This window comes from Ruoffia tabacinasalis, from assembly GCF_005864045.1.
Taxonomy (GTDB): domain Bacteria; phylum Bacillota; class Bacilli; order Lactobacillales; family Aerococcaceae; genus Ruoffia; species Ruoffia tabacinasalis.
The window spans coordinates 1-26,026 of sequence record NZ_VBSP01000006.1; the positions used below are offsets into that span (position 1 = coordinate 1).

The 26,026-nt window shown below is 34.6% G+C and carries 22 protein-coding genes; 3 read left to right on the forward strand and 19 right to left on the reverse strand.

Features of this window, described 5'->3' with window-relative positions:
- Positions 1-258: 258 nt before the first annotated feature.
- Together FEZ33_RS02985 and FEZ33_RS02990 are read right to left on the reverse strand one after the other, a co-directional pair.
- On the reverse strand, positions 259-2,046 hold the full coding sequence (locus FEZ33_RS02985) for an ABC transporter ATP-binding protein (protein ID WP_138403915.1): 1,788 nt from the start codon (positions 2,044-2,046) through the stop codon (positions 259-261).
- Between the two features lie 2 nt (positions 2,047-2,048).
- Entirely contained in the window at positions 2,049-3,803 is a 1,755-nt protein-coding gene (locus FEZ33_RS02990; RefSeq protein WP_138403916.1) for an ABC transporter ATP-binding protein, read from the reverse strand.
- Positions 3,804-4,598: 795 nt separating this feature from the next.
- Between FEZ33_RS02990 and FEZ33_RS12970 the strand changes: the two genes are divergently transcribed.
- Positions 4,599-4,799 (forward strand): Abi family protein, encoded by a 201-nt coding sequence (locus tag FEZ33_RS12970; RefSeq protein ID WP_438943001.1) that lies wholly within the window; start codon positions 4,599-4,601, stop codon positions 4,797-4,799.
- A gap of 313 nt (positions 4,800-5,112) precedes the next feature.
- Here the strand turns inward: FEZ33_RS12970 and FEZ33_RS03000 are convergent, their stop codons facing one another.
- Both FEZ33_RS03000 and FEZ33_RS03005 read right to left on the reverse strand, forming a co-directional pair.
- A complete protein-coding gene (locus FEZ33_RS03000) occupies positions 5,113-5,325 on the reverse strand; it encodes a YneF family protein (RefSeq protein ID WP_138403917.1) in 213 nt (70 codons plus the stop codon).
- 72 nt (positions 5,326-5,397) lie between these two features.
- On the reverse strand, positions 5,398-5,646 hold the full coding sequence (locus FEZ33_RS03005; protein ID WP_138403918.1) for a DUF896 domain-containing protein: 249 nt from the start codon (positions 5,644-5,646) through the stop codon (positions 5,398-5,400).
- A gap of 88 nt (positions 5,647-5,734) precedes the next feature.
- Between FEZ33_RS03005 and lexA the strand changes: the two genes are divergently transcribed.
- A complete protein-coding gene (lexA, locus tag FEZ33_RS03010) occupies positions 5,735-6,352 on the forward strand; it encodes a transcriptional repressor LexA (RefSeq protein ID WP_138403919.1) in 618 nt (205 codons plus the stop codon).
- 83 nt (positions 6,353-6,435) lie between these two features.
- On the opposite strand, the gene FEZ33_RS03015 is transcribed toward lexA, so the two are convergent.
- From FEZ33_RS03015 to FEZ33_RS03085, 15 genes are all read right to left on the reverse strand, one after another.
- Positions 6,436-6,948, reverse strand: coding sequence for an adenine phosphoribosyltransferase (locus tag FEZ33_RS03015; RefSeq protein ID WP_138403920.1), 513 nt, complete (start codon positions 6,946-6,948; stop codon positions 6,436-6,438).
- Between the two features lie 8 nt (positions 6,949-6,956).
- Entirely contained in the window at positions 6,957-9,290 is a 2,334-nt protein-coding gene (recJ, locus tag FEZ33_RS03020; protein ID WP_138403921.1) for a single-stranded-DNA-specific exonuclease RecJ, read from the reverse strand.
- 5 nt (positions 9,291-9,295) lie between these two features.
- On the reverse strand, positions 9,296-9,706 hold the full coding sequence (locus FEZ33_RS03025; RefSeq protein ID WP_138403922.1) for a LapA family protein: 411 nt from the start codon (positions 9,704-9,706) through the stop codon (positions 9,296-9,298).
- Complete coding sequence (locus tag FEZ33_RS03030; protein ID WP_138403923.1) at positions 9,707-10,513, reverse strand: SDR family NAD(P)-dependent oxidoreductase; 807 nt, start codon at positions 10,511-10,513, stop codon at positions 9,707-9,709.
- Positions 10,514-10,529: 16 nt separating this feature from the next.
- Positions 10,530-11,453: a ribonuclease Z gene (gene rnz, locus FEZ33_RS03035; protein WP_138403924.1), complete on the reverse strand. Its 924-nt coding sequence runs from the start codon at positions 11,451-11,453 to the stop codon at positions 10,530-10,532.
- A gap of 134 nt (positions 11,454-11,587) precedes the next feature.
- The gene (locus FEZ33_RS03040) at positions 11,588-13,435 is read right to left on the reverse strand and encodes an acyltransferase family protein (RefSeq protein WP_138403925.1); all 1,848 of its coding nucleotides are present in this window, start codon (positions 13,433-13,435) and stop codon (positions 11,588-11,590) included.
- A gap of 8 nt (positions 13,436-13,443) precedes the next feature.
- The gene (gene obgE / locus FEZ33_RS03045; protein WP_138403926.1) at positions 13,444-14,754 is read right to left on the reverse strand and encodes a GTPase ObgE; all 1,311 of its coding nucleotides are present in this window, start codon (positions 14,752-14,754) and stop codon (positions 13,444-13,446) included.
- 34 nt (positions 14,755-14,788) lie between these two features.
- Positions 14,789-16,834: a glycine--tRNA ligase subunit beta gene (gene glyS, locus FEZ33_RS03050; RefSeq protein ID WP_138403927.1), complete on the reverse strand. Its 2,046-nt coding sequence runs from the start codon at positions 16,832-16,834 to the stop codon at positions 14,789-14,791.
- 13 nt (positions 16,835-16,847) lie between these two features.
- On the reverse strand, positions 16,848-17,732 hold the full coding sequence (gene glyQ / locus FEZ33_RS03055; protein WP_138403928.1) for a glycine--tRNA ligase subunit alpha: 885 nt from the start codon (positions 17,730-17,732) through the stop codon (positions 16,848-16,850).
- A 255-nt stretch (positions 17,733-17,987) separates the two neighbouring features.
- On the reverse strand, positions 17,988-18,776 hold the full coding sequence (gene recO, locus FEZ33_RS03060) for a DNA repair protein RecO (protein WP_138403929.1): 789 nt from the start codon (positions 18,774-18,776) through the stop codon (positions 17,988-17,990).
- 17 nt (positions 18,777-18,793) lie between these two features.
- The gene (era, locus tag FEZ33_RS03065; RefSeq protein ID WP_138403930.1) at positions 18,794-19,699 is read right to left on the reverse strand and encodes a GTPase Era; all 906 of its coding nucleotides are present in this window, start codon (positions 19,697-19,699) and stop codon (positions 18,794-18,796) included.
- A gap of 9 nt (positions 19,700-19,708) precedes the next feature.
- Positions 19,709-20,095: a diacylglycerol kinase family protein gene (locus FEZ33_RS03070; RefSeq protein ID WP_138403931.1), complete on the reverse strand. Its 387-nt coding sequence runs from the start codon at positions 20,093-20,095 to the stop codon at positions 19,709-19,711.
- Positions 20,073-20,570, reverse strand: a complete 498-nt coding sequence (gene ybeY / locus FEZ33_RS03075) for an rRNA maturation RNase YbeY (RefSeq protein WP_138403932.1) — start codon at positions 20,568-20,570, stop codon at positions 20,073-20,075. Before ybeY ends, FEZ33_RS03070 begins: the two co-directional genes overlap by 23 nt.
- Positions 20,571-20,587: 17 nt before the next feature.
- Positions 20,588-22,810, reverse strand: a complete 2,223-nt coding sequence (locus FEZ33_RS03080; RefSeq protein ID WP_138403933.1) for an HD family phosphohydrolase — start codon at positions 22,808-22,810, stop codon at positions 20,588-20,590.
- A 22-nt stretch (positions 22,811-22,832) separates the two neighbouring features.
- Positions 22,833-23,792, reverse strand: coding sequence for a PhoH family protein (locus tag FEZ33_RS03085; RefSeq protein ID WP_138403934.1), 960 nt, complete (start codon positions 23,790-23,792; stop codon positions 22,833-22,835).
- Positions 23,793-24,026: 234 nt separating this feature from the next.
- On the opposite strand from FEZ33_RS03085, the gene FEZ33_RS03090 reads away from it, so the two are divergent.
- A complete protein-coding gene (locus tag FEZ33_RS03090) occupies positions 24,027-25,943 on the forward strand; it encodes a purple acid phosphatase family protein (protein ID WP_138403935.1) in 1,917 nt (638 codons plus the stop codon).
- Positions 25,944-26,026: the final 83 nt, after the last annotated feature.

Genomic DNA, 26,026 nt, shown 5'->3' on the forward strand with positions numbered 1-26,026 from the left:
TTACACCGCACCCCCTTGTGCATTTCCTCCATGATGTCATCTTGAAGTTGAACATGTTTATCTTTAATATTTAGTAAGTCTGCGATATAATTCATATGAGCCAAGTGAATTCTCCTTTTAGTAATGTATGGTAACTTTATTATATAGGAATTCACTGGCTTTTTGTGTACATACAAAAAAAGGTGTCAGTGAGATTTCTCTCACCAACACCAAAAATTCAAGAACCCCAATTTGAAGGCAGCTAGATGTCTTATTTTTTTAGTTTTTAGTTTGCAGACGATACATTTGATAGTATGTCCCTTTTTTCTCAATCAATTCATCGTGATTTCCTTGTTCGATAATGTTTCCTTTATCAAGAACGATAATCTGATTGGCATCTCTAATCGTACTTAAACGGTGAGCAATCGCAATGGTTGTTCGGTTCTGACGCATCTTAGCCAAACTTGCTTGAATATACTCTTCTGTTTCCGTATCAATATTAGCCGTAGCTTCATCAAGAATTAAAATCTTCGGATCACGCGCCATTGTTCTGGCGAATGAGATTAATTGTTTTTCACCACTTGAATAACTAGCTCCTCGTTCAATAACTCGGTGCTCATAGCCATCTGAATGTTTTTCAATAAATAAATCAGCATTTACAAAGTGTGCCGCTTCACGAATCGTTCGATCTGATATTGAATGGTCTAACAAACGGATATTTCGATTCACATCCCCATAGAATAAGAAAGAATCTTGAAGAACTAGCCCGATATCTTTTCTTAATTCTTCATAAGAAAACTCACGAATACTATGTCCGTCTATTAAAACATCTCCTGATTGAAACTCATAAAATCGCATTAAGACATTAATAATCGAACTCTTACCACTTCCGGTATGCCCAACAATCGCAACCGTTTCTCCTGGATTAACAGTGAAACTAATGTTGTTTAATACATTTTGATTTCCATCATAAGAGAATGTTAAATTTTTAAATTCGATTTTTGCATCTTTGATTTCAGCGTCCTCGTGAACAATTTGCTCAGGCACATATTCCTCATGATCCAGTACTCGTAAAATACGTGAACTTGATACTACCCCATCTTGAAGTAAACTTAAACTATCCATCATCATTCCCATTGGTCTAAAGAATTGTGAACTATATTGAACAAATGCATAAATCACACCTACTTCTAATATACCATTTAAGTATTGTCTACCTAAGAAGTAGATTACTAAAGCTAAGGATAATCCTTCTAGTAAACTAATAACACTCATTAATAGGAGTGCATTCATTTTTACCATTTCATAGCGCGCACCAAAATGTTTTTCATTTTGGTCATCAAATTCATTAATAATTCGTTTCTCTTGACGGAAATGTTGAATAACATTCATTCCAAGAATAGACTCGTTAATTTTAGTATTTAATCGACTTAAATTCTCACGCATTGAGCGATATACTTGTGAACTGTAACTTTGATAATACCAAATAATTCCAATCATAATTGGGACAAAGATTAAGAATAACATTGCCATACTTGGATTCATTAAATACATCCCGATGAAGACTGAGATAACTGTTACAATCCCTTCAAACAAAGCATAAAATGTATTCCAAAAGTTTTTCAATGTTTCAGTATCATTTGTTACGCGAGAAACTATCGATCCACCGGGAGTTTGGTCAAAGTATCGCATTCCTAACGTATTAATTTTAGTAAATATTGTATCTCGGACGTTTTCAACTGTCTTTTCAGCAGCCATATTGAATAAATACGTCGATAAATAATTCGATACACCTTGTAATAGAAGTAAGAAACCATAAGTTAAAGCAAAAGTGGTCGCTATTTGTACAGTAACGTCTAGATGTGTCAAATGATCATCAATAAATGTTTGAATTACTCTTGGCATAATAACAGAAACAGCTACTGTGACTGATGTAAATAAGATAGCAACTAAGAACGTCTTCCAATATGGTTTTGCGAAAGCAAAAATTCGTTTCGTTACGGTAAATTGCTCTCTCATGGACATTTTTCTTGCCCAAGCTGATTCATGTTGAACTTTACTTGCCATTATTACACCTCTTCCATTTCAGAACTTAATTCTAATTGTTGGTGTTCATACATTTCTTGGTACCAACCATTATTGTTAATTAATTCCTCGTGTGTTCCACGCTCAACAATTTGACCTTCATCCAGCACAACAATCTCATCCGCATGCATCACACTACTTAGACGATGGGCAGAAATTATTGTTGATTTGTCTTCACGTGTTTCTTTAATTGAATTTAGAATGGCTTCTTCAGTTTTAGCGTCTACGGCAGAAAGTGAATCATCCAATATCAATAACTCTGGATTAATTAACATCGCTCTCGCCATAGAAATACGTTGTTTTTGTCCTCCAGATAAAGCCACTCCACGTTCACCTACTAATGTATCATAGCCTTCACTAAAGCCTAATATGTCCTCATGAACACTTGTCACTTTAGCAATTTCTTCAACTTCTTCATTAGTAGTATCCATATTCGCAAAACGGATATTATCACGAACAGTCGTTGAGAATAAGAAATTATCTTGAGGAACGTAACCGATATTCGCTAATAAACTATCTAATTGATAATCTTTAATCGAAATTCCATTGAAGGTAATATCTCCTTTAAATTGGTCATAATCACGTAACAATAACTTAAATAATGACGTCTTACCAGATCCAGTACGACCAACGATTCCAAGTGTATTCCCTTGTTTAATATGAATATCAATATCACGTAAGGAAGCCTCGTCATCATCATCTGGATAAGCAAATTCATCTATTTCAATATGAATATCACCTGAGATAGATTGACTCAATGCATCCGGTTCTTCAATAATCGTACTTTTTTCATTTAAAATTTCTAAAATACGGTCATAACTTGCTGAACCACGTTCTAAAATATTAAACAAACGTCCGATCGCAATCATCGGCCACTGTAAACGAGTCACATAACTGATGAAAGCAACTAATAAACCAATAGTAATTTCTCCTTGTGAAACTAGAAAACCACCAAAGAATACACCTAAAATCGTAGCTGCACCCATAATTAGTTGACTTGCAGGTCTAAACGCAGCATCAAATAAATAAACTTTTTGATTCCGATCAACTACGTTTGTCGTCATTTTCTTAAAGTCTTCAATATCTAACTCTTCTTCACCAAACGTTTTAATTACTTTCATACCAGTAACACTCTCTTGAACTTTATCGTTCATCGAAGAAAAAGCTGCTTGAGATTTTCGTGAGTGATAGTGAAGCTTACGACCGACAAAACGAATTAAAATCGTTAACAAAGGTATAGGGATAATCGACACTAGTGTTAATCGCCAGTCTACAAAGAAAAACATCATGAATAATGTCAATAATCCTTGAGATAAAGAGTCAACTAAGGTTAAAATTCCTCCCCCAGCAACCATACGTATCGAGTTCAAGTCATTTGTCGTTCTCGCCATCAAATCTCCAGTACGATATTTTTGAAAGAATATCGAATCCATTTGGGTAAAATGAGTGAACAATCTTGCTCTAAGTATCTTTTCCAGTTTTGCTGATGTTCCAAAAATCTTCGTACGCCATACGTAACGCATCGCATATTGAACTATAGCAATAACAACCAGAATGACACTCCACATAACCAATTGACTTCCTGTAATTGTACCTGCAGTCATATTATCTATGATGATACCAATAATCATTGGCACAAGCGCAGTCATCACACTCAATAGAATTAACATTGATATTCCAAAAATATACGCTTTTCTTTCTTGTTTAAAAAACCAACCCAGTTTTCCAAACATATCCATACAATTCACCCCATCCTAAAATTTAAAAAAGAGAGACATGTCATACCCTTTGCCTCTCAAAATAAAGCTATCAATTTCATCTCAAAAACTTAACTTTTAAATAAAAAACCTTGATACAACCGCTATTAGTAGGATAAAACATACCATAGCCTATTTACTGAAGCAAATCTTTTGCTTCTTATCTATTGAGAACAGCCCTAGTATTATAACACTTTTAAAATTGTCATGCATATTTAATTAGAATTGGTTATAAAAAGTAATTAATTGATATCAGATGTTACATATTTATTTCATAGGAAATTGACAAAATTCAAAAAAATAGAATGGAGAAAGAGATAGTGTTGATAACTCTACGGGGTCCAATGTGGAAACCTTCATTCTTAGGAATGGAGGTTTTTTATTAACCAATTTAAAATATTGGATGAACAAATCATAATTGTCCATAATAGGAATTGAAGAATTACTGATTATAAAAGAGCAAAACAATTCTTACTGACTACCAACTATTTAAATATAATTAATGGTTAAAGTAAATTATTTATGGACAATGAGACTCATATTTATAAAAACAAGGCTACTTGCGATGAAATAACACATCTTCACAGATCTGATACAGTAATAAAGCATGCTCTGATGAAATCATTAGATCATGCAGAAGATCATATTAAATATATAACTGAGCATCGTTTTGCAGGTAATTATCCTAATATAAAAATACGCCTATGTAAAAATAAGTAGTTATAAAAAAATAGATATTCAAAACTAGATTGGTTAATTTCAAATCTTTGTAATTTAATAAAAACGAAAACCAGATATAAAAAAGATAATGCTATAAAACATTATGTAAAAAATTATAATGAAGTCCCAATATGGATTATCTTAAACTTTATTGATTTCGGACAAATTAACACATTATTTTATTGCTTGCCTATATCCTTGTTAAATCAAATAGCAAAGAATTGCCTATCATTTGTTCATGAAAATCGAATTCAATAAATGTTATCTTCACTGCAGAAATGATGTATATAACGTTTTTAGCATATTGCAATGTTTTGTTAGTCGAAATGAATATGCTTTTTTACACAATTCTTTTCTAAAACAAATTAAGTCTTTGGATAAAAACTAAATTCTATTTCTATTAATGTCATTCTAATAAGATGGGATTTCCAGAGAATTGGCATGAAAACAACAAAAAATTTATCCATTAATACTCTTTAGTATTCTGAATTTATAATTTTTTCCTTAAATAAAAGGGTTGATGACATATAAATGCCATCAACCCTTTTTATACTTTTTTACAAACGCTATATTAACGCTGTTTCATTGAGTTCATAATTTGTTGAACTTTCTTTTTAGATGGTTTTTGACCCATTTGAGCCATCATTTGAGAAATCATTCTCTCGTCAATCGGTGGATTTTCCTTAAAGTAATCCATCATATACTTTCTTGATAGGAAGAAACCAGCGACAAAACCAATAATTAATGCAATAAATACGATAACTAACCATATCCAAGTTGCCATTTAACTACACCTCTCTTCTAAACATCATGTAATACAATAATACTAAATAATCATAGTGTTGACTAGAGAAAATTATTTGTTGTTTCTATTATGTAAGCCGCGTTCTTTTTGTATCTCTTTAACTTTATTTGGAGTTAAGTCCTCCCCTTCAGGATCAACGACTTTAATTCCCTCAATTTGAGCACCAATGCTATCTCTCATACTTTGAATATATTCTTTGTGCAGTTTTTTTCTTTCAATCGCTTCTTCTTCAGTGATTGTCCCTGCTTTGTTCTTTTTAGACAGTTCGTTGATGCGTTTGATCTTATCTTTACTTAACATGTAATCACTCCTTTACTACGAACATTTGTTTGCTAAGCGGTATTATAAATGCTATACTAAAAACAATAAAAACGAAAGAGTTGAAATTATGAAATCAATATCAGTAAAACAATTAAATATACTTGATTGTATACATAAAGCAATTGACTCTAATGGATACCCTCCGACTGTCAGAGAAATTGGAGCAGAAGTTGGTTTAGCTTCGACATCCACTGTTCATGGTCATCTTTCTCGATTAGAAGGCAAAGGTTACTTAGTCCGTGACGCAAGTAAAACACGTGCGTTAGAGCTTACACCAATTGCGCTCGAAGCATTGGGTGTTTCAAGAAAGGATATTCCCTTGCTTGGTCGCGTTGCTGCCGGTGCGCCTATCTTAGCGATTGAAGAGGCTGTTGATTACTATCCAATTCCACCTAATTTAGAACATTTTGATAGCAATGATTTATTCATGCTCCAAATTGACGGTGAAAGTATGATCAATGCCGGTATCTTCAATGGTGATTTAATTACAGTTCGTCGCCAACCTTCTGCTAATAATGGTGATATCGTTGTCGCTTTGACTGATGATGACGAAGCAACTTGTAAGACTTTTTACAAACAGTCTGATCACTATATTTTACGTCCCGAAAATGACGCTATGGATGACATTATTTTAAACTCAGTCCAAATATTAGGTAAAGTTATTAGCTTATACCGTGAATTTTAGATTTAAAATATATTAATTAAAACGAAATCCGAACACTATAGTAGAGTTCGGATTTTTTTGAATTTTAAAATAAAGAGTAGATATTAGTATTGCATTAAAGCTTTATAGTTATAACCTTCAATTTTTTCTCTACCGTTTAATTCTTTCAATTCAATTAAGAATGCAATTCCTACAACTTCTCCACCTAGTTTTTCAACTAAGTCGATTGTAGCTTTAACCGTACCACCTGTTGCTAATAAATCATCGATAATGACAACTTTTTGACCAGGTGTAATTGCATCTTTATGCATCGTTAATACGTCAGTACCATATTCAAGTTCGTATTCTACTTCAATGATTTCACGAGGTAATTTCCCTTTTTTACGAACTGGCGCAAAGCCAATTTCCATTGCGTAAGCAACAGGACATCCCACGATAAACCCACGCGCTTCAGGTCCAACAGCAACTTCAGCCCCTACTTCTCTTGCATAGTCCACAATTTCTTGTGTTGCTTGCGCAAAAGCAGGTCCATTTGCCATTAATGGTGTAATATCGCGAAACGTTACACCTTCCTTTGGATAATCTTCGATTGAAGCAATATAATCGTTTAAGTTCATTTAGTTATTTAATTCCCTTCAAAATAATCTTTAATAGCGTCTAACGGCTGATAATTTAATAAAGCCTCTGACTTATATTCACTTTCATATTGAATAAATGTCTTTAAATGAGGTAAATCAATTTTATTTTTTGTTGCTTCTTTATTAAACTCTAACCGACCATTCTTAATTGTAACAAATTCTGCTTCTAAAAACATCAAAAACATTCCTTTTAATTTAACTGGGTGTATATTTAATGCTTTTGTTATGTTTTCAACTTCTGTTTTGTACATAAATTCTTGCTTGACAAAGATATATTTATACAAATTAACGAACTCTTCTCGAGATGGGATACCTGCCATATATTTCGATTCCTGAACAAATGATCCTAGATAGACTTTCGACCAAGCTTGTGTATTCACTATCTCATTCAATTGTTGTAATTGAATCGGCGGCTCCATTACAATGAGGTTATTATATTGGGCTAAATTAACTTTTGATGCATTCTCATATAATACAACAGCTGCACCGTTCAATTGCTTGGACATATAATCTGCAATCGGCTGATGGGCGAATAAATATAAAGCTTTATCTATACTTAACAAATCTTTGTGAATCTTGCTTGAGCGGTAATCTAACCACTGAGAGCCATTAACTCCCATATCTTTCACCATTAACTGTGGAAGACGGTTCCCGTTCCATTCATTAATATCTAACTCACCAACAACAGATACCACACTGCCGTTCTCTAAGCTTTCAGCTTGCTCTGCTTTGCCAAAGCCAATGGCTTGTAATTCGACTTTGGTATCCGTTTGGCTTAGGGCAAGTTTAACATGGTTTTTATCTGCTCCAATAAATCTAATTGTGTTAATATGAGCATCTTTAACCATAAACTGCGGTTTTGGATTATCCGTACCGAAAGGCCCTAATAAGTTCACTTCATTAATAAAATCAATCGTCATTTCATTCACACTTAACGGCATATCAATGACAATTGGCTCAGGTTCGTTTAGTAATTCAGTGTAGTGTTCAAAACTTTTGTGAATGCTTTGTTTAAAGTCTTCCCAATTCTCTTCATCAATCGTTAACCCTGCTGCTTGACTATGTCCACCGAAGTGAGTCAGGTACTCATTTTGTTTAACGAGTTCTTCGAAGATATTTATCTTAGAGACACTTCTTGAACTTCCTTTATATTGCTTTTTCTCTTCTATGTATTGGAAGACAATCGCTGGTCTTTGGTATTTTTTAACCAAACGACTTGCAGCAATCCCCAAGACTCCGGCAGGCCAATCTTTATCTGCTTCAATAATAATATTTGGAATCGAGTCATATTGACCCATTCGATTTTCAATTTCTCTAGTAATGTTTTCGGTGATAGATTTTCTTTCACGATTCTTTTCATTCACTATTTCTAATAAAGTTTCTGCTTCAGAAATATCTAATGTTTTCATTAACTCTAAGCCAGGCGTCGGATCTCCTAATCGACCAACTGCATTTAAACGTGGACCAATAATAAAGCCAATCGTCTCACTCGTTAAGTTATCTAAATTAACTTTTTCATTTTGTAATAATAATTGTAAACCAACGCGCATCGAGTCTTTAATTAGAGTCAATCCACTTAATACAATCGTTCGATTTTCATCCGTTAAAGACACCATATCTGCAACCGTACCGATTGCTGCCAATTCAACAGCTTCTGTCGGAACTTCACCTAATAATGCACTAACTACTTTCAAAGCGACTCCCGCCCCACTTAATTCTGGGAAAGGATATTGACCTGAAGGATGTTTTGGATGAATAATTGAGAATGCATTCGGTAATTCACTTTGCAATTCATGGTGATCGGTAATAATACAATCCACACCTATATCATTCATTGCATCCACAGCTTCAAAGCCAGCAACACCGTTATCGACGGTTATGATTAATCGGATATCTAATTCGTTAACCAACTCACTCCAACATGCTTTATTTGGCCCATAACCGTCTGTTAAGCGGTTTGGTAAATAGTAATGGACGTTGGCTCCAATAGTCTCTAAAGTCTCATACATTACCAATGTGCTAGTAATACCGTCTGCATCATAATCTCCATAGATTAAGATTGGTTCAAATTCTTCAATCGCTTTTTGAATGCGTTCGATTGTTTTGTCCATCTCAAATAGTAGAAAAGGATCATGATAAAGTTGAGGTTTTTGATTTGTTTTCTCAATTAACTCTTCAGAACTTGTGATGCCTCTAATTGAACATAGGCGTAAAAAAGTTGAACTAAATGTAGATTCATTATTGTCTAAAATACTTTTAGAAGCGTCTCTATTAAACTCTGGTCTGATTTGCCAATCAAACTGTGCCATATTGAACTTCACGAATATTACACTTCCTCTGTTGTATCAGTTGCTACATCTTCATTTAATTCTGGTTTTTCTTCTGTTTCTATAGAAATTGTATTACGTGAAACACGCTCTTGTTCTTCGACCTTACTGCGTAATTCAGCAATTGTTGCATCTTTTTCAATCGCAGTATTTGAGTGATTATGTTTCTCTTTTGATAATTGTTTTTCTAATTCTTTATTTTTCTTTCTGTTTGATTGAATCGCAGACATTGATGCAATCATTCCAATGATAACTCCAACCAAAATACTGAATAATACAACTAAGACAAGTGATACTTCAAATTGAGTGAAAAAGAAATCAATTCCAACAACATTTGTATTTTGTAATGCAAAAACGACTACTAAGATTAGTAACATAATAATCGCAATAACTTTCCATTGTTCTTTCATCTAATTATCCTCCTTGAAATTTAACATTTCTCCTGCTAATTTATCTCCAATACTTGGAAACACTTTATATAGTATATCAATAAAATGATAATAACGGGGACGATTTAACTCTCTTTTGCGACGTGATGGTTTTAAATGTTTAGTCACATCTTTAGCTAACTTTTGTGGATTTAATGCAAATGCTTTAATACGGTCATAATATTCTTTAGAATTTGAATCATGATTGAAAAAGTCCGTTTTGACAGGTCCAGGATTAATTGTTGTCACATCAATACCAAACCGCTTTAATTCCAATCTTAAACTATTCGCATAGCCTATCACTGCAAACTTCGATGCCGAATAAACACTTGAACTTGGTGTGGCTATTTTACCAGCTATGGAAGAGATGAATAAAATATGTCCAGCTGTATTTTTAATAATCATTTCCCTTGCGACCAATTGTGATAGATAAATCATCGCATAAGTATTGATTTTAAAGAGCTGATCAATTTCTTTAGAAGTGAAATCCACTGCTTTTTTAAATATACCCATACCACTTGAATTGATTAAATAATCTATATGACCAAAGGCATTGATTGTTTCTTCAACGGTTTCTTCAATTTCTTTAGCCTCAGATAAATCTTTCGCTAACACAAGTGTGTCTATTTCGTATTCTTGCTTCAGTTTGTCTGCCAATTCATTGAGTACTTCTTCTCTTCGAGATACTAATACAAGATTACCGCCTTTTTTGGCTACTTCAATGGCAATCGCTTTACCGATACCACTTGAAGCGCCCGTAAGTAATACGACTTTGTTTTTCAGAAACATAATCTCATCCTTTCAATTATATTTCAAATTCATTTAAATCATAAGCAACTTTCGTTTGTTTGAATATTGAGCGCGCATCTTTTTCTAATTGTTTCACATCTGCCCCTAAATATCTTGAGCTAATGTGATTTAAATATAATTGCTTAACCTTTGATTGTTTAGCAACTTGTGCTGCTTGTTCAACTGTAGAATGGAAATAACGATTCGCCATCTTGTTCTCACCTTTTGCATGTGTCCCTTCATGAACAAGGACATCAGCTTCTTCGGCTAATTTCCCGATGTTTGCATTGGGTCTCGTATCTCCTATAATTGCAATGACTTTACCTGGTTGGGCTTCCCCGACAAAATCTTTCCCATCAAGTTCAGTACCATCTTCTAAAGTAACTGTTTCTCCATTTTTTAACTTTCCAAATATCGGTCCGTTCGGAATATTGTATTCTTTAAGTTTTTCAACCAGTAACACACCATCGGATTTCGGTTCTTCAATTCTATAACCAAACGACAGAACGTTATGTTGTAGTGGTAAGTATTTAACTTTCCAGCCCTTATTTAATTGAAGCTCGCCACCCTTTGGATCTAATTCAACAATATTTACTTTATAAAGTAAATTTGATTTCGAATACTTCAATGAAGCATTAATGTATTGTTCAATCCCAGGAGGTCCGTAGATAGTAATAGGTTGGTTATCTCCACCTTGAAACGAACGACTACTTAAAAATCCTGGTAAGCCGAATATATGATCCCCATGCATATGAGTAATAAATATATTTTTGACCTTCCCTGGTTTTAATGTTGTTTTTAATATTTGATGTTGAGTACCTTCTCCACAATCAAATAGCCAAGTTTCATTCAATTCATTCAATAGTTTTAACACTAAAGAACTTACGTTACGACTTTTTGATGGAACGCCAGCGCCAGTTCCTAAAAATAATATTTCCATAGTCACTACCTTTCATTAATACATTATATTTTACTACAATTTTTTGAGAATTTCTTTACATTTATCTTATTAAGCATAAAAAGAGTGTTAGTGAGTTAATCTCCCCACCAACACTCCTCAATTAACTAATACATTTATCTTTGACGATATATTTCTTTAGCAATAAAGACTGATAATTCATGTGCTCCTTCTTCAGTTGGATGCGCACCGTCTTCTCTTTGCCAACCAGTTTGGTCATTTGAATAACTTGCCCAATCAATAATATGAACATTACCATATCGCTGAGCTGCTGCTAATAACTGTTGATTAGCGTCAGTTACCCATGAACGTTTTGTGTCTGATGTAACAAAGAAAACATCATGTTCTGGTCCAATCGCTTCAATATAGTCATTAATTTGACCTGCAGTAAAGGTTCCGTTTGATCCCATCATTGTAACAACGGTTGGCTTCAATAGTCCACTTTGATCTAAACTATTCACTACCGACACACTATTATACAGTTGACGTCCGACTTCACCATTAATGACCGCTTTCGGGAAGACATTTTGAATTTGTTTTGTAGATGCTAATAAAGTAGAGTCCCCTACAAAGGTAATATCTAAGCCATTGGCATAAAGCATTTCTTGTTGGCCTAAGCCTTCAATATTGTTAACTACTTTCACATTTTCAGTATCTTCCGTCTGGGTATCTTCGGCTATTTGGGAGTTCGTTTCAATAATCGTTTGTAATTCTTCTGCCGTTTGAGCTCTTTCCTCAGGTGCAGCAAAAATTCCAATCGTACCAATAACGAAAATCACAATATAGGTACCTGTAATCACTTTAACATTTAAAAGAGTCCCTTTATGAGATCTTAAATATTTTAATTGGTGACGTGTTTTCTTAATATTAAAGTCTTGTCCTAGAGGTAAACTAATATTTACTTGCTCAAATAATCTGTAACTAATTTCTGCAAGTAGCGCGATAATTAAAAATTGAATCGTATAGTTTGCCCACGATGGTAAACCTAAATTTTGCATCATATTAGGTATAATTAAATAAACAGGATAAAACCATAAATAATAAGAATAACTACGTTTACCAATAAAGGTAAACAGGCGGAAACTTAAAATCTTGTTCCAAATCGTGCTTGGGTGAATTGAAACTAGGATAAATAATGCACTTAAAAGTGTGAATAAACTCATCCCAAAGCGGTAAGCAAAAGGTTGTGTTCCGTACATAAATTTACACATAAAGAACATCAAGACCATAATTAACGTTCCGATACCATTAAATATCCAATTAATTTTACCCTTAATTGGCTTCGCAGTAAGATTCATTGGTAGTATTAAACCGATAACCCCACCCGCCGTATATGAAAATGCACGAGTAAACACACTATAATAAATACGTGTAGGATCTTCACCGTCTTTATATAAATACCCCATTAAAAATGCCGATACAACAGTAACGATGAGTAACATATTCACTGTTGTTGTTTGTTTCTTATGCCAAGAATAAAACAGCAATATTAGTACTGGTGTAAGCAATATTAACTGCCCTAAAATTCCGACATACCATAAGTGCGTGAAGGCACTTGGGTTTGCAGCCTGAACGAAATAAGACTGTTCATTCAAGATTTGATAATAGTTGTTAAAGAAAGCAAGTCCTGATAAAGCCATATTTCTAAGGTTAAATAAAGACCCTCTTGAAAATAACAAGATAAAAGAACTTGCTGTTATAATCATGGCTAACATTGGGAAAAACAATCGACTTAACCTTTTTTTATAAAAGGTTAAGTAATTTATTTTAATTCCTTTTTGACTAGCACTAACAAAGTGTCTAAAGTTAAAAAAACCAGCGATTAACAAGAACATATTTACCGCTAAAAATCCACCGGGTAAAATATGCTGGAAAAAATAATACACAATAATTGTGATAATTGATAGCCCTTTAAGACCATCAAAGATATCTAATCTTTTTTTGGACTTAGTTTCTTGTGACATGCTATCACCTAATCCATAAACTCAAACTGGAATGTTGATAACTCAACAATATCTCCTGTTTGAGCTCCAATATCACGAAGAGCTTGATCAATTCCCATACCACGCATTTGTCTTTGGAAACGAGCAATACTTTCATCATGTGCCATATTCGTCATCGCAAATAATTTTTCGATTTGAGCACCCGTAATACGGTAGAAGCCTTCTTCGACTTGTTCGACTTCGAAAGGCGCTTCTTCTTGCTCTAAAGTATAATAAGCTTCTTCGACTTCAACTTCTTCTTCAAGTGGAATAAATTCTTCGTTTTGAACAAGTGAAGCTGTTTTCTTGATTAGCTGATCTACACCTTTATTTTGCCATGAGCTAATCGGGAAAATTTCTGGAACTTCTAATTCACGTTCGCCGTAATAAGCATTTAATTTTTCTTCAAAAATTTCAAGATTTTCCTCAGAGATTGCTTCGTCCATTTTGTTAGCGACAATCAACATTGGTCTCAGTAATAATCTCTCGTTGTATGCTTCTAATTCATCCATAATGTCAGTGAAATCAACAAAAGGATTGCGACCATGTACTGCTCCCATATCGATGACATGTAACATAATTTTTGTTCTTTCAATGTGGCGTAAGAATTGAATTCCTAATCCAACACCTTCAGAAGCTCCTTCAATTAAACCTGGCATATCTGCGACAACAAACTCTTGTTGGTTTGCTAGTTGTACAACACCTAAGTTCGGAACTAATGTTGTAAATTGATAGTCAGCTATTTTTGGTTTTGCATTACTAATTAACGAAAGTAATGTTGATTTACCCACACTTGGGTACCCGATTAAGGCAACATCTGCAAGAACTTTTAGTTCAAGTTCTAATTCTAATTCTTCTCCGGGTTCGCCATTTTCTGCAATCGAAGGTGCTGGATTTTTATGCGTTGCAAAACGAATGTTACCACGACCCCCACGTCCTCCTTTAGCAACAGTGAATTTTTGACCATTATCAACTAAATCGGCCATGAACTGACCTGTGGCAGCTTCACGAACAATCGTTCCAGGTGGAACTTTAATAATTAAATCTTCTGCTCCGGCACCGTATTTACTTTTACTCATTCCATTTTCGCCATTTTTGGCTTTAAAATGACGGTTATAACGGAAATCCATTAAGGTTCTTAATCCTTCATCTACGATGAAGATAACATCTCCACCTTGACCTCCATCTCCGCCGGCTGGTCCACCATCTGGAACGTATTTCTCTCTACGGAAAGCGACCATTCCATCGCCACCCTTGCCTGCTTTGACTTCTACTTTAGCATGATCTAAAAATGTTGACATTTGACATCACTCCTTTCTTTCTATGTATAATTTTCTAAAACTTACTGTTTAACTCTCTTGGATCAATGAATTTCAATACTTTATCCGTAATAAATTTCATTGTTTTCAGTCTGTTTTCTCTTATTGCTTCATTATCGTCATTAACCATATTGTTGTTGAAGTAATCGGCAATTGGATCAGACAATTTAACGAACATATCTAATTCTTTTTCTCGGTTCGTAGAGAAATCTGATTTTAACATATCGAATAATTTTTGCTCTGATTCTGTTTGAGCTTTCGTTTCTTCGAATAAGCCATCTGAATTTTCTTTAACGCCTAAATTCACCACACGTGTTAAAGATTCAACTAAATTACGATACTCTTCTGGAGAGTCATTCTTAAGTTTTTGAATGCCTCTAGCAAAATTAACACCTGTATACACATTCGCATGACGTCCATTAAGCTCTGCTTGAATGATATCATAATCAATCGCTTCTTTCTCAAGAAATTGTTGAATACGTAATTTAATAAAATCAATAAATGAGTCAATTAAATCTTCCTCGGTAACATCCATATCTTTAATCACAACTTTAACAAATTCATGCATGTCAAAGTTCCAATCATATTTCTCACTAATTTCTACCATTCCCATCGCTTGACGGCGAAGTGCATATGGATCGTTTGATCCTGTTGGGATTAATCCGATGTTAAAGTAGTTTAATAGTGTATCAAATTTATCAGCAAAAGCAAGCATTGCTCCGGATAAAGTTTCAGGTAATTCTCCACCACTGCTTGTTGGCATGTATTGTTGGCTAATTGTATGAGCAATCTCATCTGAAAGACCAAATTTCTTCGCGTAAATTTCGCCCATCTGACCTTGTAACTCATCAAATTCGTTTACTACTTGGGTCATTAAATCAAATTTGTAAATTTTACTTGCTTCACTTGCAATGGCACCCGCTTCAGGTTCATTGATCGTTTCAGCTAATTTTTGAATGATGAGTTCCACACGTTTTTGTTTATCAGCTAATGTACCTAGTTTGAAATGTTCTTTAACTGATTCTAACTTCTCTGTAAAGAAAGCTAAATCATGTGTCATATCTTCATGATAGAAGAATAAAGCATCTTCTAAACGAGCTTTCAACACTTTTTTATTTCCTTTGATAACATTTTCAATGTGATTGGCGTCACCATTACGAACTGAGATGAAATAAGGTAACAGCTTATCAGTTCCTTGATCTAAAGCGTAGAAATATCTTTGATGGTCTCTCATCGCAGTGATTAAAACAATTTGTGGAATTTCTAAATATTCATCTTCAAATTGTCCAAAGAAAGCTGTTGGCCACTCAACTAAAGCCGTTACTTCATCTAATAAATCTTCTGTCATTGGGACATTCCAATTGTTATCTGAAGCGATTTGTTCAATTTGTTTGATAATAATATCTTTTCTTTCATTTGTATCAACAATTACAAATTCATCTCTTAGTTTTTCTACATAAGTATCAGGAGACGTAATTTCTGTCTTGCCACCTAGGAAACGGTGACCTATTGATGTATTACTTGCTTCGATATTAATAAAGCTAAATGGTACGACTTCATCATCTAGTAATGACACAATCCAGTGTATTGGACGGATAAAGCTTTTATGGAATGAATTCCAAGTCATACTAACTGGGAATGTCATCGCGTTTAATACATCAGCCATATTCGCTAATACCTCTTTAGCTGATAAGCCTTCTGTATGTTTATTAACGAAGATATAGTCTTCATCTTTAATTTGTTCAACAAAAATGTCGTCGACAGTTAATTTTTGTCCGCGAACAAAACCTTGTGCTGCCTTACTCCATGCACCTGTGTCGTCTTGAGCAATGCGTAATGCAGGTCCTTTAACTTTCTCAGACACGTCTTCTTGACGTTCCGCAATTCCTTTAACAATCACAGCTAAGCGTCTTGGTGTTGAATAAGCAACTGCATCATCATAAGTTAATCGGTTATCAGCTAAAAACTGCTCGACTTTATCTTTTAATTGGTCGCTTAATTCAGTTAAAAAACGAGCAGGTATTTCTTCCATACCAACTTCTAATAAATAATCTTTTGTCATTTCAATTGCTCCTTTACGCTTTGTCTTTGTTTAATAATGGGAAGCCAAGCTCTTCACGCTCATTGACAAATGCTTGTGCAACAGAGCGAGCCATTTTTCTAATTCTACCTAAGTACCCAGCACGGTCTGACTGAGAGATCACTCCACGTGCATCAAGTAAATTGAATGTGTGCGAACATTTTAAGATGTAATCATAAGCTGGATGTGACAGTCCATTATCAATTAAATTCATTGCTTCTTTTTCAAAGGCATTAAATTGTGTGAAAAGCATTTCTGTATTACTTAAATCGAATGAGTAAGTCGAATGTTCACGTTCGGGTTGTTTAAATATTTCGCCGTATTTCACTCCCGGAGCCCATTCTAAATCATAAACATTATCTACATCTAGAATATACATTGCTAAACGCTCTAAACCATAGGTTAATTCACTAGTTACTGGATCTACTTTTAAGCCACCTACTTGTTGGAAGTAAGTAAATTGTGTAATTTCCATTCCATCAATCCATACTTCCCAACCTAATCCTGCACAGCCTAATGATGGGTTTTCCCAGTTATCTTCAACAAAACGAATGTCATGTGCAAGTGGATCAATTCCTAAAGCAACTAAACTATCTAAGTATAATTCTTGAATATTTGTTGGAGATGGTTTCATCACAACTTGAAATTGGTGATGTTGATATAAACGGTTTGGGTTTTCACCATAACGACCATCTGCTGGACGTCTTGATGGTTCAACATACGCTGCATTCCAAGGCTCAGGTCCGATCGCACGCAAGAATGTATACGGGCTCATTGTTCCTGCCCCTTTTTCAGTGTCATAACTTTGTAAAATTAAACACCCTTGTTCTGCCCAAAATTGTTGTAATGTTAATATCATTTCTTGAATTGTCTTTGCCATTGATAATTCCTCTTTTCTGTAAAATAAAAAAACTGCCCCTATGATTAGATAAAAATCTAAATCATAGGGACGAAGTAAATTCGCGGTTCCACCCTAATTCAAGCGTTAACTTGCACTTATGTCAAACGATTCAATTAAAAAACACTTTTAAGGTTGCCTTCGATTTGGTCTAGCTTTCACTCTCCTAGACTCGCTTTACTATCTTATTTATTCACCTTAATACATAAAACATCATACTACAATTCACTCAAATTCTCAATCAGATTTGTGTCGTTTTCTGATGATATCTTGCATGGAAGCACTTAAAGTGTCCAAAATATTTAAATAACTCTTGCTCTTCAAGTTAATACCGACAAATTCTTTATAAATTTCATCCATTAATCGACGTAATTCTTGGATTGTCTCCTGACTAACCTGAATACTATTAATCTGATGTAAACTAGCTAAATCAAGTCGACTTGCAATAAACATTGCCTTAGGCGCAATATGCATACGAAATGGATCTTCATGAAAGTGTTTCTGACATAACACCCCTTGTAATTTGATACTGAAATCAAAGGGCTGTACCGTTGTGCCACAGATGCGACACCGATCAAAATGTATGTCAAAACCAAAATACCGTAATAACTTAATCTCCATGCTGATCGTAATCGCTTCGTAAGAGACATCGCTATTCATTAGTTCCAATGCTTTCTTTAGCATCTCATATAATGCTTGATCTGGTGTGTTGTCATTAATCGCTGCATCTACTAATTGGGTCACATAACTTGAATATGCTTGTTTCATATAGTCCGTTTGAATTTTTCGATGAATTTCAATCGTATTCGCTTCTTTTAGAAAAGATAAGCCTTCTTCATTTATGTTACCAATATAGTGGTTCACTGTGAGTGGTATCAGTTGACTAGTTAAGCGATGATTAGGTTTTTGTAAGCCTCTTACAAAGAACATTTTTGTTCCATAATCTTCTGTAAAAATCTTTACGAGCGCATCATGTTCACGATGCTTTCTTTGAAACAAAACAATCCCTTCAAACCGTTCATTCAACTAATCACCTCTGCCATTTAATAATTATCTGGTTGATAACCAAAGTCATTCAATTGAGTACGACGATCGCGCCAATTCTTTTGAACTTTCACCCATAAATCAAGATAAACTTTATCTCCTAATAGAATTTCAATATCTCGACGAGCGCGTTGACCAATTTTTTTAATCATTGATCCTTGGGCTCCGATAATAATTCCTTTTTGAGAACTGCGTTCTACAATAATAGCTGCTTGAATCTCAATCTTATCATCTTCGTTACGTCTCATACTCTCAACTTGAACCGCAACCGAATGCGGAATTTCTTCGCGCGTTAATTCTAATATTTTCTCACGAATAAATTCAGCGACTATAAAGTATTCTGGGTGATCCATCACTTGGTCAGCTGGATAATATTGAGGTCCTTCTGGAATAATTTCTTTAATTCCTTTAACTAGCGCATCAACATTATTACCTTCTGTGGCACTGATTGGGAAGATTTCATCAAAATCATGTTCTTGACGGTACGAGTCAATGATTGGTAATAATTCGTCTGGTGTTACTAGATCAATCTTATTAATAACTAAGAACACAGGAATGTTCGCTTGTTTCACGCGTTCAATCACCAAGCGGTCCCCAGGTCCGATTTTTTCGGAGGCATTCACAACTACTAAGATTCCGTCTACCCCTTTAAGTGCGCTGTATGCTGCATTCAACATAAAGTCACCTAACGCATGTTTTGGTTTATGAATTCCCGGTGTATCTATGAAGACAATTTGGCTTTCTTCATCAGTCACAACCCCTTGAATTCGATTACGTGTTGTTTGCGCTTTATCAGACATAATTGCTACTTTTTGTCCGACAAAACGGTTTAATAAAGTTGATTTCCCTACATTTGGTCTACCAATAATGGTAATAAAACCTGATTTAAATTTGTTATTTTTCATAAACACTCCTTAATTAATAAATATTAACTTCCAAATTTTTGGTATAAATATAATCATTCCAATAACAACCGACATGGTAGCAACTACTAATACTGCGCCAGCGGATGCATCTTTTGCTTTTTTCGCTAGTTGATGGTACTCCTTTTGACATGCTAAATCAACTGTATGTTCGATGGAAGTATTCAATAATTCCATACCGATGACTAAGCCAATGCAAATAACGATACTCAACCACTCAACTAAATTAATCTTGAATAGAAAGCCTGCAATGATAACTAGAGCTGTAATAATCATATGGATTTTAATATTTCTTTCGACTTTTACTGTCTCCATAATCCCTTGGACTGCATGATAGACAGACTTCGTAAATTTATTATTGCCCTCGTGAAAAGCCATTTTCTTCTAGCACCTCTTCTTGTAACGAGAACATTTCTTTTTCGTCAGCTTCGGTTTGATGGTCATATCCATTCAAATGTAAGAAGCCATGGACAGCTAAGAATGCTAATTCTCTTTCGACTGAATGTCCATAATCTTCAGCCTGTTCAACGGTTTTTTCAAAAGAAATAATAATATCTCCTAAGTGTTTGGACACATCACCGCCACCTTCGATATTAGAGAATGAATCGAAGTTGAAGTTTGGTGCCTCTTCTATGTCTTCCTCTAAGGCAAAACTTAACACATCTGTTGGTCGATCGATACCACGGTATTCTTTATTCAATTCATGAATAATATCATTAGAAACGATAGAAATATCGACTTCGATTCCCTCACCTAATCCAAGTTTATGAGCTGTTTGAGTAATAATATGGTTTAACATTTCTGTATGTTCTTCAGTTAGTAACCCATCTTCATCTATTAAATCTATAATCATAAGTTGTCCTCCGTTATTTAATCTGGATACTCAACACGAGTATGAAATGTACTTGCTATTGTATGTACAATTGATTTTTTAACTTTTTCTAATTCTGCGACTGTCATATGGCACTCTTCAAATTGCCCTTCAGCCAATTTTCCATTAATAATATTATCAACTAAGTTTTCAAAAGCCGTTTGCGTATGTTCTTTAATTGTTCTAGAGGCAGCTTCAACTGAATCAGCAATCATAATAATCATCGCTTCTTTGCTTTGAGGTTTAGGTCCAGGATAACGGAACTTTTCCTCGTCCACATGATTGTCAGCTTGTTTCGCTTGATGATAAAAATACCTTACTAAAGTAGTTCCGTGATGCTGCATACAAATATCTATCACACTTTCTGGCATATCATATTCTCGTAAAATCTTTTCACCTTCAGTGACATGCCCAATAATAATGGCGGCACTCTCTTCAGCCGTCACCATTGAATGTGGTGACTCCATTCCTTCAGATAAATTCTCAACAAAAAACAATGGATGATTTACCTTTCCAATATCATGATAATACGATGCAATTCTCACTAACGATGAATCTGATCCGATAGCATCCGCAGCATTCGCTGCAATATTCGCTACCATCATACTATGATGATATGAACCTGGAGCTTTCTCCACAATACTTTTCAGTAGCGGATGAGTTAAATTCGCTAGTTGATTTAATGTTAATGGTGCTTTGCTGCTTAACAGTTTATGCCAATATGGTTCAATAAAGAAATAAATGCCAAATGCAATCAGTAAATTAAATAAAATAAACGATAATATAACGACTAAAGTTTCAGATACTAATGTAACGTTCGTCATCAACACAATCGGTATCGCAAAAACGGCATGCAAAGCTAATGCATATAAGAAACCGTATCTTAATGAATTTTTATTCTTCACTAATAATTGATAACTTAATGAAATCAATGAACTAAAGAAATAAAAGATCGTAATCATAAAGGTCACAGTCATACTATCGCCATCATGTGATATAAATAACGCCAATAAATTGAAAAAGCCCATAAAGAATAAGGTTAATCTTATATTAGTTCTTGGTCTTAACAACATTGGGATCACATAGATTGGCAGAAATAACATTGCATAATCAATCCCATTCAATTGCAATATATGCAACACTCTCAAGACAAGGAAACTTACTGTAAAGAGTAAGCCATAGCCCAATATTTGTGTACCTAATTCAATGTCCAATAACGCTTTTTCTTTCTCTTTAACAACATAGTAAACAAGTGCGATTGCATGAATGATAATGACTGCAGCAAAAGCAATTAATAAATCATTATTCGACTCTTGATCTAAATAACCTAATAAATCTAATTGTCTATAGGTTGTTTGGTTAATAATGTGTCCTTCTTGGACGATAATTTGCCCCTGTAAGATATAGCTCGGTTGAACAGCATTCTCAGCTTCTTCACGACGCTTTTCTGTCTCGCTTTCACTAAAGACAACTGTTGGTACAACCAATTCCTGCATTAATTCGCTGATAATTCCCTTACTTTCAGAGTCAATATCCAATTCACTAATGTACTGATTCACATCTGATAAAATTTGATTTAAATCAGTCGATTCAATTTCACTACTTAAAACACTCGCAAGTAAATCATTAATTTGCTGTTGCAATTGATTCAATGCTTCATTATTCACTGTTAATAGCGTAGTAATTGAGTCCACTGATAGCGATTCATCTAATTCTCTGACCGAATCACCCTCACTCGCTAAGACCGCTTGATTATAAACTACATGCTGTTCAGTATCTTCTAATTGTCCAAACGGAACGGATTGTGTCTCAGTTCGTTGACTATCAATCGAAGTGATATCCATCAGATTACTTAATACAGAATCTTCAAGCATCTCATTAATGTCGACGGTTGAGTATTCATTCTCTCTAATAGAATAAATTAAATTAAAAAACTCTTCAGCCTGCTCCACTTGTTGTTCAAGAATAGCAGGCTGAAATACATATGCGTCTGGCACGCTTGAGCGTGCACGTTCCCTATTTATCTCAGTCTGTTCAGTATCTTCTATTGTTACAGGTGCTTGAACCGTTTCCTCCGCTACTTGGTTGATCCGAAAGTTATATTGTTCAGGTTGCACATCAGTAAAACCTATGAAAAATATCAACACAGACATAAGCAAAATAATTAGAGGGATGAATAATGTGCCTAAAACCGTCTGTAGTTTCCGTAATTGCTGGTTCATTTTACTCCCCCTCTATATAAAATTAATCTTCAGAATAAGCTCTAATAATATCCGCTACAACTGGATGACGTACAACATCAAATTCATCAAAGTAATTAAATTTAATTTTATTTATTTTATTTAATTTTCTCTCAGCATCAATTAAGCCTGATTTAACACCTTTTGGTAAGTCAATTTGAGTTTGGTCTCCGTTAATAATCATCTTAGAACCAAAGCCAAGTCGTGTTAAGAACATCTTCATTTGTGCAATGGTTGTATTTTGAGCTTCATCTAAGATAACAAAAGCGTCATCTAATGTACGACCACGCATATATGCTAAAGGCGCAATTTCAATAATACCTCTTTCCATCAAACGATTTGTATGTTCCATCCCAAAAATAGCATAAAGTGCATCGTAAACAGGTCTCAGATATGGATCTACTTTTTCTTTCAAGTCGCCTGGTAAAAATCCAAGGCTCTCTCCGGCTTCTACGGCAGGACGAGTTAAAATGATTTTCTTAACACGGCCTTCTCTCATAGCTTGAACTGCTAAAACTACCGCTAAGAAAGTTTTCCCTGTACCTGCTGGCCCGATTCCAAACACCACATCGTGAGTTTCAACTGCTTTGACATATTGTAATTGTCCAAAATTTTTCGCACGAATCGCTGTTCCGTCATATGCTCGACCGATGACTTCTTCAAATAGGTTAATGAAATATTCAATGGTTCCATTTTTTGCCATCTTAACAGCAGTAATGATATCCATCGTTCGAGGGGTAATCCCTCTTTCTAAAAGCTCAACTAAATTCAACATGATTGCTCGTGTCATCTCAACATCATCTTCTTTTCCTGATATTGTTATGACTTCGCCACGATTACTTACCTGAATATCAAAGTTCTCTTCGAGTAATCGAACATACTTATCATGTGTTCCTAGTATCGCTAATAACCAATCTTGGTTTGATACAATAACTTGTTGTGAAAATGCATCTGCTCCGCTCAAATAATACGCTCCTTTTATCATTGTCTTTAATTAAAATAAGATTACCATAAATACATAAAAAAATGAACTTTAGTACCTAATTATAACAAAATCCTTTAAACATTGCATGGTAGAGCAAAGTTACTTCATTTTTTCATCTTTACATCTAATTTACACAATATTTACAGGGAATTTACACTTCTATCGTATAGTTAGTGATGGAAATAACAAAAATATTGTTTAAGGAGAATGTAAATGAAATCTTTGAAAAAAATGGTCTTGTCTGCTTTACTGGCAACGACTATGTTATCAAGTGTTGGATTTAATGTTCACGCACAAGAAACAACCACAGGTTCAATCACTGAAAATACACATATCGCTAATGAGGAACGTGCGAATGATGAGGCATATTCTGAAGAAGCAATTACGGCAGAAGACGGCATTGACTTTGACGATGAAGGTAATATTACAGCAGTAACGATTGGTGGAGAAACTGCAGAAATCACTCAAGAAAACCCAGCTAATCCTGAGGCGCCTGTGAATAATACACCAAACAGAATTACAACGAACTTAACAGATGATCCTTCGACATTAATGCATTTCCAATGGCACACAACGGATGCAGATGAGAACGCTAAGTTATACATTTGGGAAGATGGGCAATCGATGGATGACGCTGCTGAAGTAGATCCTGAAATCATTGAAATTGATGATGCTTTCTATAACCAAATGACAGAAGACGGGCATTACGTTTATGCTATTATGTGGGATGAGGAAGAAGATGAGCCCATGACAGACGATGATGACCCATGGATTGCAGCTGAAAATCCAGATCAAGTTATTGGATACTATACTGATGAAGTATTTTCAAATGACAACTTATTATGGCTAGACAAAGGGTTTGACAATTATTCTTTAGGTTTACCTTATCCTAGCTTTACTGAAACAGCCTATAAAGCGACTGCGACTGAATTAAATCCAAATACTGTATATCACTACGCAGTTGGAAATAAAGACGGTGAATTATCTGAAGAAGCGACATTTACAACAGCAAGCGAATCAAATGAAGATTTCTCATTCATTCACTATACTGACACTCAAAACGCTTTCTCATCAGAAAACCAACGTTCAGAAGCAGATTATTCAAATTCTACGATTCAATCAATGTTAGAAAACCCTAATGCAGAAGATGCAAAATTTGCTCTACATACAGGTGATGTGGTTAATGATGACTGGAACGATACAGAATGGGACTTAACTTTAGATGCATTATTACCATTAAATAATGAAATGCCACATATGTTTATCACCGGTAACCATGATAATGATAACTTCTTAGATCATATTAATACCGACAATGCAGTTGAAGGGATGGATTCTGGTGCAGCTTATTCAACACGTTATAACGGTGTACAATTCATTAACTTAAACACTGAACAAGCAAATGAATCAAACGAAGATGAAGCACCAGCAATCTTAGATAACCAAATGGAGTGGTTTGAAGAAGAGTTACAAAAAGCTCAAGAAGCTAAGGACAACGGAGACATTGACTGGGTATTTGTCAGCTATCACCGCCCTCTATTCTCTTCATCTTATCATTCATTAGAAGATGAAAGTGTACAATTAATTCGTGATGATTTAATGGCTTTACTAGATGAGTATGATGTAGACTTAGTCTTCAATGGGCACGATCACAACTTAACCGTGACTCATGCACTAACTCATAATGCTGAAGCATTCGGTAACGCAGAAGTAGCCACTGCAGGTGAAACGAATGAAGATGTGACAACGTTCAATAATCCTGAAGGAACGGTCTTCTTCATTCCTAGTACAGCGGGAACTAAGACTTATAATACGATTTATAAGCTTGAAAGTTTTGATTGGATCTTAGAAAAAGAAGATATTCATGAAACATACGAAGACTTATTCGGTCATGAATTAACTGAAGAAAATATTAATAGCTTCCGCGAGTTGTTATTAACAGAAGAACAACCTTTCATTTCTTCATTCTATGCAGAAGGTCATTCAAATGCACGTGAATCAAACTTCCAACACTACTCTGTTGTAGACGTAACTTCGGATACTGTCACTTATGAATTATATCAAGTGGTTGGTGAAGATTTAGACAACCGTGAAACAACACTTGTTCATTCTTATGAAATTACTAAATAATTTTCTATACTAGATAAATAAAGCTGCGAGTGAGATTTCTCTTACTCGCAGCTTTTTGTATAAAAATAAAAACACCCTTTCGG